We start from the raw sequence: 13,573 nt of genomic DNA, 5'->3' as shown, positions 1-13,573 counted from the left end.
TCATGTGATGCCGGTCGACGTGAGGTAGACGCGCGCGATGGCGTCGCCGGCGAACACGCCGATCCACGCGCCCGCGATCATGAACGGACCGAACGGGATGCGCGACTTGCGAGTGGCCCGACGACCCAGCATCAGCAGCACTCCGACCACGCCGCCGAGGACGAATGCGCTGAACCCGCCCACGATGAGAGCCGCCCACCCCACCCAGCCGAGGAGCATGCCGAGGACGCCGGCGAGTTTGACGTCACCGAACCCCATGCCGCCCGGATAGCCGATCGCGAGCAGCCAGTACAGCGCGAAGAGCACCGCCGCACCGATGGCGGCGGAGAGCAGGCGGTCGTATTCGCCGGTGACGATGGATGCCAGGATCAGCAGGATCGCGGTGATCGGGTAACTCGGCAGCACGATCGCGTTGGGAAGTCGGTGATGGTCGAGGTCGATCAATGTGAGAGCGATGCCCACCGCCGCGAGGTAGAACAGCGCGGGCAGGAGAGCAGCCGGGTAGACGCCCGCGTAGGCGCCGAGCGCGACGAGAGAGAACGCGAGTCCGGTGCCCGCCTCGACCAGCGGATAGCGCACGGAGATCGCCGCGCCGCACGAGCGACACCTGCCCCGCAACACCAGCCAGGAGACGATCGGGACGTTGTCATCCCATGCAATCTCGTGCCCGCAGGCGGGGCACGACGACCGCGGCCGCACGATGCTCTCGCCTCGCGGCACGCGCCAGATGACCACGTTGAGGAACGAGCCGATCAGGGCGCCGAAGACGAACGCGAGCGCCACCCCCGCCCAGAGCGGGATCAGGGGATCGGTCATCGGGCGGCACCGTTCGCCAGGAAGGCGGCCGCACTCTCGACCCAGGTCGTGACGCCGTACGTGGTCGTCACGGGGTTGAGGAACTTCGGCGGCGCCTTGAACTTGAACCTCTCGTCGTAGGTGTACGCCTTCACGTAGCCATTGTTGAAGGAACCCCCCGAGGTGGTGCCGACGGGCCCGCGGTACTTCTGGGCGATTGCCCCCAGGACGGTGAGATCGCCGCGCTTGCCGCCCTGGGAGTAGTTCTGCACCTGGAAGGTGTGCGCGACCGAGAGGATCGCCGCGTTGATCGTGCGGTTCTTTCCGAGCAGAGGCTTCTTCGAGCTGTCGCGCGGGTTGAAGACCCAGACGGCGTTGTTTCCGACGAGCCCGAGGATGTCTTCCTTCGCGTCCACATAGGTGATGTCACCGCACTCGTCGGGCGCTGACCCGACCGAGGCCGCCGCATTGCCGATGCGGGTCATCTTGGTGAAAGGCGACTTGATGGTGACCGTCCCGTTCGCGGTGAAGGTGAACTGGGTCGGTCCGGTGTACAGGCATCCCGGGCGGGGGACGTCGCTGTCCTCCAAGTCGGAGCGCGTCTCCTTCTTGAGCTCGGAGTTCGTCGCGGGCATGCCGATCACGCCGTCGCTGCGCGTGGGGTATCCCGCCAGTGCGAATTTGGTCTCCGCGCATCCCGAGCCGTTCACGGTGATCGGCGACTTCGTGTTCGCGGTCGTCACCGTCCCCTCGAACCGGGTTCCGCACGTGCGGATCGTGTCGTTCGAGTGGACGGGGCCGGTGATCACGTCTCCCGAGGCGAAGGTGATCTCGTTGCAGTCGCTGGCCGTGCGCGTCTCCCACGCGTACTTGAGGACCGTCCGCGTGTCCGGATCCTTGTAGCAGCCTTTGTCCGGCTTGCCGACGATGTCGGGGTCCTGCACCTCGTAGTCGGTGAAAGAGAGGAAGTCGATGAAGCCCTGCTGCTTGAGATCGGCCGTCACGGTGCGTGTGACATCGCCGACCTTGCCGGTCGAGCGCACCCGGATCCGCCCACTGGTCGCGTACGTCGAGTTGTCGACCTCGTATCGGAACTGTGCGCGGCCGCCGCTGCCATTGACCGCGCCCCACGTGCCGGTCACCCCGATGCCGAACGCCGGGTTGGCGTTCGATCCGCTCGGCGCCACCAACACGCTGCCGCTCTCCTTCGAGAACGGCGCGGCGGAGTTGCCGAAGCGGTAGTAGCTCGTGTCGGCGGACAGTCGGGACTGGTACTCGTCGACGCCGGCATACGCGGCGGCGAGGGCGGCGTTCCAGTCGGCATCCTTCGACGCTTGGCGCGCGCCGTTGACCGACACGACCACGAGGATGGCCATGAGCATCGACAGCACCATTCCGACCGCCATGACCATCACGAGCGCAGCTCCCCGATCGCTCGTCTCGAGCGGGTCCTGCTTCACCGAACCGGACGACATCACTTGACCTCCACGCGCGCAACACCGAGGTTCGGCAGACCAACCATGTTCTGAATCGCGACCGGCGCCGTCCTGCCGCTTCCGTTCGCCTGCACCTGCATCGTGATCTGCACACTCGCGATGTTGCGACGCTGATCCTCGCTGAGGCTCGCGCCGGCCGCCGGCGTCAGCGCTGCCCCGTCCTTGTCGAAGTACCTGAAGAGGGGACGGGTCTTGTCCGGTGCCAGCAGCGAGCGCGCGATGGTCCGCGCGGAAGCCGGCGAGTCCCTGAACTTCCAGTAGATCTTGAGGTAGCGATCTGCGGCCCACCGCGTCTCGACGAGTTCGTTCGCCGAGTTCCGACCGAACGACACCTTGACGGGCGCGGGATCCTTGGAGCTCTCGGCATCGATGAATGCCGCCATCTCGATCTTCCCCGCGCCGGCGTACGCGAACACCGGAGTGTTCGCGGTCTTGCCGGACTCCGGCAGTTCGGTGCCGGCACGCACGACGCGGGTGACCTCGTTCATCGCCGTCGACGCCATGCGCGCACTGTCCGTCGCGCCCTCCTCATCGGTGAACACGCGGGAGGTGGTCACGAAGACCGTGGCGACGAGCGCGATGAGGATGCTGGAAACACCCATCGCGACGAGGAGCTCGAGAAGAGTCAGGCCGGCATCGGAACGGCTGGAGCGGGGGCGCATCATCGCGCCACCCGTGGGTCGAGGGTGACGCGGTCTCCGCTGATCGTGCCCGGGGTGAGAAGGCTGATCCCCGCTCCGATCAGCGTCGACTTATCTCCGGCGGAGCCTCCGCGATAGATGTTCCAGGTGCCGTACGGCAACGCGATCGTGGCGCCATTCGAGACGACGACGTCGGCGAAGGTGAAGGTCATCAGGTTGGGCGTCTTCGTGCCGGGGGTGGTGACGGCGAGGCATCCGGGGTCGGCCGTCCCGACGCCGCCGGTGCCGATCCCGTGCGCGTCGCGCACGGAGCGCTTCAGCGGCAGCACGTAGGTGCCCTGCGTGGCATCCGGAAAGATCGACGTCCGCCACCTCGACAGGCCGATGCGCGCCTCGACCCGCACCGAGCCGAACCCGCGCCGCGGCCGCGGGATCTCACGGATCTGCTCGCTGAGCTCGGTCGGCAGCGCGACAAAGATCCACTCCTGCTCGCGTGCCTCCCACCGGAAGATCTCGCCCTCGAATTCGATCTGCACGCGGCCAGCGTAGGCCAGGCCGACGACAGGCATCCCGCATCCGGGCACGCCAAAGGGGGCCGGGTATGCTCCCCCGGCCCCCTCGGCACCCCTGACGGGGTGACCAGAACGGTCACCCCTCGCGGGGCGGCTTTCGTCAGGCGTTCGTCTTGCGGCGCCCGCCCTTGGCTGCCTTGGCGGTCTTCACGGTGCCGGTGACGGCATCGCTCTCGACCTCGGCGCCCGCACGGGCGGCCCGCACCTCGGCGAACGACGTGCCGTAGTACGCCGCCTCCATGAGGGTCTCCATGTCGGCGATCATCGGCATGCGCGGGTTCGCCGGCGCGCACTGGTCGCCGTACGCGGCCATCGCGAGGTCGTGCAGACCCGAGATGAACGTCGTCTCATCGACACCCTGCGCCTGGAACGACCGCTCGATGCCGACCTTGTCGCGCAACTCCTCGACGGCCCGCGCGTAGCTCTCCACACCCTCTTCGGGAGTCGAGGCCGGCAGACCCAGGTGCTTCGCGATCTCCTGGAAACGCTCGGGCGCGATGTAGCGCTCGTACTTCGGCCACGCGTTCAGCTTCGTCGGCACCTGGCCGTTGTAGCGGATCACGTGCGGCAGGTACACCGCGTTCGTGCGGCCGTGCACCAGGTGGTACGTCGCACCGGTGACGTGCGCCATCGCGTGCACGATCCCGAGGAACGAGTTGCCGAACGCCATACCCGAGATGGATGCCGCGTTGTGCATCTTCTCGCGGGCCTTGATGTCGTCGGCATCCGTCGACCCGGGCTGCGCCTTCGCCGACCGCTCGATGTTCTCGAAGATCAGCTTGATGGCGTGCAGGCACAGGCCGTCGGTGTAGTCGTTCGCGTACACCGAGACGAACGCCTCGGTCGCGTGGGTCAGCGCGTCGAAGCCGGCATCGGCGACCAGGAATCCCGGCAGCACACGGGTGAGCTCGGGGTCGATGATCGCGACCGACGGGGTCAGCGCGTAGTCGGCGAGCGGGTACTTCATGCCCGTCTCGTCATCCGTGATGACGGCGAACGGCGTCATCTCGCTGCCGGTGCCCGACGTCGTCGGGATGCAGACGAGCTTCGCCAGCTTGCCGAGCTCGGGGAACTTGAACGCGCGCTTGCGCACGTCGAAGAACTTCTCGCGCATGTCGGAGAACTCGACCTCGGGGTTCTCGTACAGCAGCCACATCACCTTCGAGGCATCCATCGGCGAGCCGCCGCCGAGCGCGATGATCGTGTCGGGCTGGAACTGACGCATCAGCTCCGCGCCCGCCTTCACCTCGGACACCTTCGGCTCGGGCTTGACCGTGTTGATCAGCTGCACCTGCACGCGGTCCTCGCGGCGGTTCAGCACGTCCATGATCTTGTCGACGTAGCCGAGCTTGGTCATCGTCTCGTCGGTGACGATCGTGACCCGCTCGACACCGCGCATGTCGCTGAGGTAGCGGATGGCGTTCGGCTCGAAGTAGGTCTTCGCGGGGATCTTGAACCACTGCAGGTTGTTGTTGCGACGACCGATGCGCTTGACGTTCAAGAGGTTCACCGCCGAGACGTTGTTGGAGACCGAGTTGTGACCGTACGAGCCGCAGCCGAGGGTCAGCGACGGCATGAAGGCGTTGTAGATGTCGCCGATGCCACCGAGCGCCGACGGGCTGTTCTCGATGATGCGGACGGCCTTGACGACCTTGCCGAACTCGGCGATGACGTCCTGGTCGTTCGAGTGGATGGCACCCGAGTGGCCGAGACCGTCGAAGTCGACCATCTGGCGGGCCAGATCGATGCCCTCGGCGGGGCTCGAGGCACGCAGCACCGCGAGGACGGGGGCGAGCTTCTCGCGCGTCAGGGGCTCCTGCGGACCGACGCCGGTGACGTCGGCGAGGATGATCGAGGTGTCCTCGGGAACGCTGAATCCGGCGTGCTCGGCGATCCACTGCGGGCTCTGGCCGACCACAGCGGGGTTGAGCTTCGCGCCGGCGCAGTTCTCACTGTCGGCGGTGACGCCGAAGATGAACTCCTCCAGCATCCGCTTCTCGTCGGCGTTGGCGCGGTAGGCGTGCAGGCGCGCGAACTCGGCGAGCGCCTCTTCGGCGATCGGCTCGTCGAGGATGACGGCCTGCTCGCTCGCACACACCATGCCCATGTCGAACGACTTCGACAGCACGATGTCGTTGACGGCGCGACCGACCTTGGCGGTGCGCTCGATGAAGGCGGGCACGTTGCCCGCGCCGACGCCCAGGGCCGGCTTGCCGCACGAGTAGGCGGCGCGCACCATGGCGTTGCCGCCGGTGGCGAGGATGAGCGCGACACCCGGGTGGTTCATGAGGGCGCCGGATGCCTCCATCGAGGGCTCCTCGATCCACTGGATGCAGTTCTCCGGGGCGCCGGCGGCGACGGCCGCGTCACGGACGATCTTCGCCGCGGCGACGGAGCAGTTCTGCGCCGACGGGTGGAAGCCGAAGATGATGGGGTTGCGGGTCTTCAGCGCGATGAGCGACTTGAAGATCGCGGTCGAGGTCGGGTTCGTGACCGGGGTCAGCGCGCAGATGACGCCCACCGGGTCGGCGATCTCGGTGATGCCGGTGATCTCGTCGTGGCTGATGACGCCGACGGTCTTCTGGTTGATGATCGAGTTCGTCACGTGCTCGCACGCGAACATGTTCTTCACGGCCTTGTCTTCGAAGAGGCCACGCTTGGTCTCTTCGACCGCCATGACGGCGAGGTCGCCGTGATGGTGCAGTGCGGCGACCGACGCCTTCTTGACGATGTGGTCGACCTGCTCCTGGGTGAAAGATGCGTACTCTGCGAGCGCGGCTTGTGCGCCTTCGACCAGAGCATCGATCGAGGTGGACATTAGGGGTTCTCCTACCCGGCGCGGACGCGGTGTCCGCGTCATCGCTTTCCGGGTCCGAGGGCTCTCGGGCCTGTCTTGCCTCCAGTATGACACATGTGGTCTGACCACACAAGAACCGTGCTCGCCGCGTTCGTGCTCGTCGGCGAGGCGCGCCTCGTCGGCGACGCCGTCGAGCAGCGGACGCTCGCGGCGTTCACCTGATCCGGGGCGCCGACCAGGGCACCGTCGCCTATCTGGCCCTCCCCGCCCTCATGGCGTGGCTCGACGCGCATCATCTCTGAGCGGGCTCTGCACCCGACGGGGGAACGCGGACAGCAGCGGCGACCGGCCCGCAGCCACTCGGGCGCGGTCGATCAGGTGCGCAGCCGCTCGGGCGCGATGCCCAGAAGGCCGGCGACCGCACGCTGGGCAAGCCCGCGCCGGTCGGGTTGCGCACCCCACCGGACGAGCGAATGCGCGTTGAGTCCGTCGATGATGGCGAGCAGATGCCAGGCGGTGGCGTCGGCATCGCCGGGGGCGAAGACCCCGGCATCCATCCCTCGGCCGACCTCGGCGGCGAGCACGCGCTGCCAGTCATCCATCTCGCTCCGCACCCGCGCGGCGAGCGTCTCGGCATGCGCGCCGAGGCCCCACGCCTGCACCCAGACGAGCGTGATGTCGGTGCGGGACCCGTCGAGGAGGGTCTCCAGCAGCACGCCGATGCGCGCGGCCGGATCGTCGACGGCGGCGATGAGGGCGGTGAGTTCGGCGAGCTCGGCGCTGACGAGGGCGCCGAAGGCGTCGGCGACGAGCGTCTCCATGCCGTCGGTGTGGTGCGCCACGAGTCCGGGGGCGACGCCGACGCGACGCGCGACCGCACGGAGCGTCACGGCGTCGAGCCCCTCCTCGAGCGCGATATCCCGCGCGGCGGCGGCGAGCTCCGCACGCCGCTCCTCGGGTGCCTTCCGCACGCGACGGGCAGTTGACGTCTCGCTCATGGCTCGGTACGCTCCCACCTGTTGATCAGATGATCAATACGCTACCGCAGGTCCCGGACGATCTGCCACTGGCAGCAGAGGAGATCCCATGGTCTGGCGCATGCCCGCTGAAACCGCGCCGCATGAGCGCATCTGGATGGCCTTCCCGGTGGAAGGCGTCACGCTCGGCGACACCGCAGCGCTCCGCGAGGAGGGGTACGCCGCGTGGACGGCGGTGGCGACCGCCGTTGCCGCGCGCACACCTGTCGCGATCCTCGTCGACCCGACCGAGGTCGCCCGCGCGAGGCGCATGCTCCCCGGCGAGGTCGAGATCGTCGAAGCGCCCGTCGACGAGTACTGGATGCGCGACCACGGCCCTACGTTCGTCGTCGACGACGAGACGGGCCGCCTCGGCGCCGTGGATTGGATCTTCAACGGCTGGGGAGCGCCCGAGTGGGCGCAGTGGCAGAAGTCTGCCGGCCACGCCCGGCTCATCGCGGACGCAGTCGGTGCCGAGATCGTGCCGTCGCTGCTCGTGAACGAAGGCGGTGGCATCCACGTCGACGGCGAGGGCACCGTCCTTCTCACCGAGACCGTGCAGCTCGACCCGCGGCGCAACCGCTACGCGGACCGCGCGCGCGTCGAGGCGGAGATGGCCCGCACGCTCGGCGCGACGACGGCGATCTGGCTGCCGCGCGGCCTCACCCGCGACTACGACGAGTTCGGCACGAACGGACACGTCGACATCGTCGCGACGCTCGCGTCCCCCGGCCGGCTGCTGCTGCACGATCAGCGCGACCCCGCCCACCCCGACCATGCGGTCACGCGCGAGCTGCGCGAGCTCCTCGCGGCGCAGACGGATGCCGCGGGCCGCCGCCTCGAGATCATCGATCTGCCGGCCCCGACGACCCTCCGCGACGACGAGGGCTTCGTCGACTGGAGCTACGTCAACCACCTCGTCACGAACGATGCCGTCATCGCCTGCGGTTTCGGCGAGCCTGCGGCGGATGCCGCGGCCGCCGACATCCTCGCCGGCGCCTACCCCGGCCGCGAGGTCGTGACCGTCGACGCACGACCGATCTTCGCGCGCGGCGGCGGCATCCATTGCATCACCCAGCAGCAGCACCGCCTCCTCACCGCGGGGGACGCACGATGATCGACGTCGTCGAGGCCACGATCGCCGACCTGCGCGACGCGCTCGAGAGCGGACGCACGACCGCGGTCGACCTCGTCCGCGCCTACCTCGCCCGCATCGACGCCTACGACGCGCCGGGCACCGTCACTGCGCTGAACGCCGTCGTCGTGCGCAATCCTGACGCGCTCGCGGAGGCCGAAGCATCCGACGCGCGGCGCGCCGGCGGTCGCGTGCGCGGGCCGCTGGACGGCATCCCCTACACGGCGAAGAACTCCTACCTCGTCCGCGGCCTCACGGCGGCGGCGGGCTCCCCCGCGTTCGCCGATCTCGTCGCGCAGCGCGACGCGTTCACGATCGAACGGCTGCGCGCCGGCGGCGCTATCTGCCTCGGGCTCACGAACATGCCCCCGATGGCGAACGGCGGCATGCAGCGCGGTGTCTACGGCCGCGCCGAGAGCCCGTACAACGCGGACTACCTCGCCGCACCCTTCGGATCAGGGTCGTCGAACGGCTCGGGCACCGCCACTTCGGCGAGCTTCGCAGCGTTCGGCCTCGGCGAGGAGACGTGGTCGAGCGGACGCGGCCCTGCCTCGAACAGCGCCCTGTGCGCCTACACACCCTCGCGCGGTGTGATCTCGACGCGCGGCAACTGGCCCCTCGTGCCGACGATGGACGTCGTCGTGCCGCACACGCGGACGATGGCCGACCTGCTCGAAGTGCTCGACGTGATCGTCGCGCCCGACGCACAGACCCGCGGCGACTTCTGGCGTGCGCAGCCCTGGGTCGCGCTGCCGGAGGCCGCCGCCGAGCGACCTGCGTCGTATCCCGCGCTCGCGGGCGAGGCAAGCGTGCGTGGCCTGCGCCTCGGCATCCCACGGATGTACATCAACGCCGACGACGCGCCGGACGGCGTCGGCATCGGCGGACCTACCGGCCGACGCATCCGCACGCGGGCGAGCATCGTCGCGCTGTGGGCACAGGCTCGCGACGACCTCGAAACCGCGGGCGCCGAGGTCGTCGAGGTCGACTTCCCGGTCGTGTCGAACTACGAGGGCGACCGCCCGAACACGCCCACGCTCGCAACCCGCGGCCTCGTCTCGCGCGAGTATCTGCGGCGCGAGATCGTGGACCTCTCGGCGTGGGCGTGGGAGGACTTCCTCGCGGCGAACGGCGACCCCGACCTTCACACCCTCGCCGACGTCGACGGCGCGGGCATCTTCCCGCAGCCCGAGGGCGCGCTCCCCGACCGCTATACGGGCTTTGAGGACGACATCGCCGACTATCCCGCGTGGGTGCGCGCACACCCTGGCGCCGATCCGTGGCGCACGATGCCCGAACTCGCCGAGGGCCTCCGCGCACTTGAGGAGACCCGCCGCATCGACCTCGAGACCTGGATGGACGATCTCGGCCTCGACGCCGTCGTGTTCCCCGCGGTCGCCGACGTCGGCGAGGCGTCGATGGATGTCGATGAGCGTGCCGCTCAGCGCGGCTGGCGCAACGGCGTGTGGGTCGCGAACGGCAACCTCGCGATCCGTCACCTCGGCATCCCGACCGTAACCGTGCCGCTCGGCATGATGACTGACACGCGGATGCCCGTCGGCCTCACCTTCGCGGGGCGCGCCTACGACGACACCGCTCTGCTCGCGCTGGGTGCCGCGTTCGAGGCGCTCGGCGTGCGCCGACAGCCCCCGCCGCGAACGCCCGCGCTGGGCGGCGGGACCACGACCTCCACGATCCCCGAAGGAGACGAACGGTGACCCGTCCGAACGACACGCGCATGCACGACGTCACCGACGAGACCCGCGCGATCGTGGACCTCGTCCTCGACTACTCGCGTGCGCGACTGCTCTCGGAGGACACACCGCTCGACAAGCCGCTGCCACCGGCGGAGCTCACCCGCCTCGCGGGACGCACGATCGACGAGCGCGGCATCGGCGCCACGAAGGCGCTCGGCATCTTCGAGCACGTCCTCGCGCCCGCCTGCATCACGACCGACGATCCGCGCTACCTGTCGTTCATCCCCAGCGCGCCCACGAAGGCCGCAGCGGCGTTCGACCTCGTCGTGTCGGCGAGCGCGCTCTACGGCGGCTCGTGGCTCGAGGGCGCCGGCGCCGTGCACGCCGAGAACGAGGTGCTGCGCTGGCTCGCCGCCGAGTTCGGACTGCCGGCCGGCGCCGGTGGCGTGTTCGTGCAGGGCGGGACGCTCGGGAACCTCTCGGCGCTCGTTGCCGCCCGCGAGGCCGCGCGCGACCGGCTCGAGGCCGCCGGCGCCGCGCGGCCGGACCGCTGGCGGGTCGTCTGCAGCGTCGAGGCGCACTCGTCGATCGCGTCGGCGGCCCGCGTCATGGACGTCGAGGTCGTCGGTGTGCCCGTCGGCGACGACGGCACCCTCCGCGGCGACGCCGTGCGGGCGGCTCTCGACGAGCACGGCGACAGCGTGTTCGCCGTCGTCGCCACCGCGGGCTCCACCAACTTCGGCATCGTCGACGACATCGCGTCGATCGCCGACGCCGTGGCGGGCAGCGGCGCGTGGCTCCATGTCGACGGCGCCTATGGCCTCGCCGCCATGCTCTCCCCCGCTTCACGGCACCGCTTCGCAGGGGTCGAACGCGCCGACTCGCTCGTCGTCGACCCGCACAAGTGGCTGTTCGCGCCGTTCGACGCGTGCGCGCTCATCTACCGCGACCCCGATCTCGGCCGCCGCGCGCACACGCAGCACGCCGAATACCTCGACACGCTCACCGAGACCAGTGACTGGAGCCCGTCCGACTTCGCCGCGCACCTCACGCGCCGCCCGCGCGGCCTGCCCCTCTGGTTCTCCCTCGCGACCTACGGCGCCGCCGTCTATCGCGAGGCGATCACGGGCGCCGTCGACCTCGCGCAGCAGATCGCCGACGAGATCGAGCGCCGCGACGAGTTCGTCCTCGTGCGGCGCCCGCAACTCGGCGTCGTCGTGTTCGAGCGCGTCGGCTGGCAGAAGGCAGATTACGACCGCTGGTCGGCGCGACTGCTCGACGAGCAGCACGCGTTCGTGACGCCCTCGAGCCACGCCGGCCGCACGAACGCGCGCTTCGCGATCCTCAACCCCCGCACGACGTACGAGGACCTCATCGGAATCCTCGCGACCATGCCCTGAGCGGACTGCACTCCGGCCGCATGGGATGCCACGGCGCCGAGCCGCGCCATCCGCTCGGCCGCGCGCAGCACCTGCGCTGGGTGCCGCCCTTTCTCGCTGACGCCGCACTCGGGCGCCATCCTTCAGCATTACTGAAGCTTCGCTATACTCGGCGCCATGCTCGCTCTCGCCATCGTCATCATCACCGCTGCGCTGATCTTCTACAGCATCGGCGTCTGGGCCGAGCGCATCCAGCGCACCTTGACGTGGTGGCACGCCGCGATGTTCGCCCTCGGGCTCGCGTGCGACCTGACCGGCACGATCCTCATGACGCGCATCGCCGCTGACGAGCGGGCGGACGGAATCGCACAGAACGCCGCCGGCGCGATCATGGCGTGGTCGGGCACCGCGGCGATCGCGCTGATGGCCGTCCATCTGCTGTGGGCGGTGGTCGTCCTGCTGCGAGGTCGCGAGAGTGAGAAGACCGCCTTCCACCGCTTCAGCATCGTCGTGTGGGCGATCTGGCTCGTCCCGTACATCGCGGGCGCGGCCAGCGCGATGGCCGGCTGATCCGGCGTCAGGGACGCAGGAGCACCTTGCCGATGCGGCCGGGCGTGAAGTTCTCGCGCGCGGCGGATGCCGCGTCGTCGAATGCGTGCACGGCCGACACCGGCAGTGAGAGCGATCCCTCCGCGACGCGCGTGATGATCTCGCCGATGAGCGCGGCCCGTCGCGCGGGCTCCATCGCCGCGCTCACCTTGCTCCCCCAGAATCCCTTCACCGCGATTTGCCGGAAGATGATGTCGCCGGATGAGAGCTCCATCGTCGGCGACGCCATCGCGCCGAAGACGACGAGCGTGCCGTTCTCGGCGAGGAGCGACAGCACGTCCCCGCTCGCCGCGCCACCCACCGAGTCGACGCCCGCGACGATTGGCGCGCCATCCGTGATCTCGAGGGCGCGCTCGCGCCAGCCCTCCCGGTCGGTCGCGACGACGCTTTCGATGCCCGCCGCGGCGAGCTCTGCGACGCCTTCGGCACGACGAACGAGGCCGAGCACGTGGACGCCGCGAGCCTCGGCCAACTGCGCGACGAGACGACCGACGGCGCCATTGGCGGTGTTCTGCACGATCCACTGGCCCGGCTCCACGGCCAGGTATTCGAGCAAGCTCAGGGCGCTGAACGGCATGGACACGAGCTGCGCAGCGGCCTCGTCGGCGATACCGTCGGGCACCGGGATGAGCGCGGCGGCGGGAGCCACGAAGTACTCGGCCCACACTCCGAAGGTGCCTCCGGTGACGACGCGCTGCCCGGGCAGCAGCGTCGTGACACCCTCGCCCACGGCATCCACGACGCCGAGCGCCTCCGTCCCGGAGCGCGCCGGAAGCTCGGGCTTGTACCCGTAGGTGCCGCGGATCGTCCACAGATCGTGATTGTGGATAGGGCTGAGCAGGGTGCGCACACGCACCTGTCCCGGCCCAGGTTCCGGCGTCTCGACATCCGCGAGGTGGAGGACATCGGAGGGGTCACCGAAGGTGTCGTGGACGAGCGCGCGCATGCGTGACTTCTTTCTGCTGAGGAGCGAGGAGTGGGGGCGCGGCCGGCTCAGACGAGCAGGCCGATGACGGTCGCAACGACGGCGAGGAGCGGCAGGAAGCCCTGCGTCACGGCCGCGCGACGCTTGTCGGGAGAGCTGAGCAGGAGCACGAGCGCGGCGGCGAGCATCGACCCCGTCCCCGTGAGCACGAGCGTCAGGCCGACCGCGGCCGCGCCCGTGGCCGTCACGACGATGCCGAGGAGCGTCGCGATCGCGAGGAACAGGTTGTAGAACCCCTGGTTGAACGCGAAGGCGCGCGTCGCCTCGCGCTCGGAGGTGGGAACGCCGAACGTCTTCCGCGCCTGAGGTCCGTCCCAGGCGAGCGACTCCATCCAGAAGATGTAGACGTGCAGCAGGGCGGCGAGCGCGGCGAAGACGAGTCCGGCGACGATCATGGGTGCTCCTCGATGTGGATGCCGGTTAATGTACCGACCGATCCAATATATATTGG

The 13,573-nt window shown here is 69.4% G+C and carries 12 protein-coding genes; 4 read left to right on the top strand and 8 right to left on the bottom strand.

Annotation, left to right across the window (positions count from 1 at the left end):
• The 6 genes from FHX68_RS00685 to FHX68_RS00660 all read right to left on the bottom strand — a co-directional run bounded on the left by FHX68_RS00685 (window position 1) and on the right by FHX68_RS00660 (window position 7,299).
• Complete coding sequence (locus FHX68_RS00685) at window positions 1–816, bottom strand: prepilin peptidase (RefSeq protein ID WP_141380937.1); 816 nt, start codon at window positions 814–816, stop codon at window positions 1–3.
• Window positions 813–2,270 carry a hypothetical protein gene (locus FHX68_RS00680; RefSeq protein WP_141380938.1) on the bottom strand — a complete coding sequence of 486 codons (1,458 nt, stop codon included), beginning with the start codon at window positions 2,268–2,270 and terminating at the stop codon, window positions 813–815. Before FHX68_RS00680 ends, FHX68_RS00685 begins: the two co-directional genes overlap by 4 nt.
• Window positions 2,270–2,956 carry a PilW family protein gene (locus tag FHX68_RS00675; protein WP_141380939.1) on the bottom strand — a complete coding sequence of 229 codons (687 nt, stop codon included), beginning with the start codon at window positions 2,954–2,956 and terminating at the stop codon, window positions 2,270–2,272. Before FHX68_RS00675 ends, FHX68_RS00680 begins: the two co-directional genes overlap by 1 nt.
• Window positions 2,953–3,468, bottom strand: coding sequence for a DUF1905 domain-containing protein (locus FHX68_RS16225; RefSeq protein ID WP_141380940.1), 516 nt, complete (start codon window positions 3,466–3,468; stop codon window positions 2,953–2,955). Before FHX68_RS16225 ends, FHX68_RS00675 begins: the two co-directional genes overlap by 4 nt.
• Window positions 3,469–3,604: 136 nt before the next feature.
• Window positions 3,605–6,322: a bifunctional acetaldehyde-CoA/alcohol dehydrogenase gene (adhE, locus tag FHX68_RS00665; RefSeq protein ID WP_141380941.1), complete on the bottom strand. Its 2,718-nt coding sequence runs from the start codon at window positions 6,320–6,322 to the stop codon at window positions 3,605–3,607.
• A gap of 353 nt (window positions 6,323–6,675) precedes the next feature.
• Window positions 6,676–7,299: a TetR/AcrR family transcriptional regulator gene (locus FHX68_RS00660; RefSeq protein ID WP_141380942.1), complete on the bottom strand. Its 624-nt coding sequence runs from the start codon at window positions 7,297–7,299 to the stop codon at window positions 6,676–6,678.
• Window positions 7,300–7,387: 88 nt separating this feature from the next.
• On the opposite strand from FHX68_RS00660, the gene FHX68_RS00655 reads away from it, so the two are divergent.
• From FHX68_RS00655 to FHX68_RS00640, 4 genes are all read left to right on the top strand, one after another.
• Window positions 7,388–8,434 (top strand): agmatine deiminase family protein, encoded by a 1,047-nt coding sequence (locus FHX68_RS00655; RefSeq protein WP_141380943.1) that lies wholly within the window; start codon window positions 7,388–7,390, stop codon window positions 8,432–8,434.
• Complete coding sequence (locus FHX68_RS00650) at window positions 8,431–10,170, top strand: amidase (protein WP_141380944.1); 1,740 nt, start codon at window positions 8,431–8,433, stop codon at window positions 10,168–10,170. Before FHX68_RS00655 ends, FHX68_RS00650 begins: the two co-directional genes overlap by 4 nt.
• 20 nt (window positions 10,171–10,190) lie before the next feature.
• Window positions 10,191–11,549: a pyridoxal phosphate-dependent decarboxylase family protein gene (locus FHX68_RS00645; protein ID WP_174799164.1), complete on the top strand. Its 1,359-nt coding sequence runs from the start codon at window positions 10,191–10,193 to the stop codon at window positions 11,547–11,549.
• A 156-nt stretch (window positions 11,550–11,705) separates the two neighbouring features.
• Window positions 11,706–12,098 carry an HsmA family protein gene (locus tag FHX68_RS00640; protein WP_141380946.1) on the top strand — a complete coding sequence of 131 codons (393 nt, stop codon included), beginning with the start codon at window positions 11,706–11,708 and terminating at the stop codon, window positions 12,096–12,098.
• 7 nt (window positions 12,099–12,105) lie between these two features.
• Here FHX68_RS00640 and FHX68_RS00635 read toward each other — a convergent pair whose 3' ends face one another.
• Both FHX68_RS00635 and FHX68_RS00630 read right to left on the bottom strand, forming a co-directional pair.
• Window positions 12,106–13,083, bottom strand: coding sequence for a zinc-binding dehydrogenase (locus FHX68_RS00635; RefSeq protein WP_141380947.1), 978 nt, complete (start codon window positions 13,081–13,083; stop codon window positions 12,106–12,108).
• Window positions 13,084–13,130: 47 nt separating this feature from the next.
• Window positions 13,131–13,517, bottom strand: a complete 387-nt coding sequence (locus FHX68_RS00630; protein WP_141380948.1) for a DUF1304 domain-containing protein — start codon at window positions 13,515–13,517, stop codon at window positions 13,131–13,133.
• Window positions 13,518–13,573: the final 56 nt, after the last annotated feature.

Source organism: Microbacterium lacticum (assembly GCF_006716815.1).
Classification (GTDB): domain Bacteria; phylum Actinomycetota; class Actinomycetes; order Actinomycetales; family Microbacteriaceae; genus Microbacterium; species Microbacterium lacticum.
The sequence above is the reverse complement of the archived record's forward strand: the minus strand, read 5'-3'. Positions and strand labels throughout refer to the sequence as shown.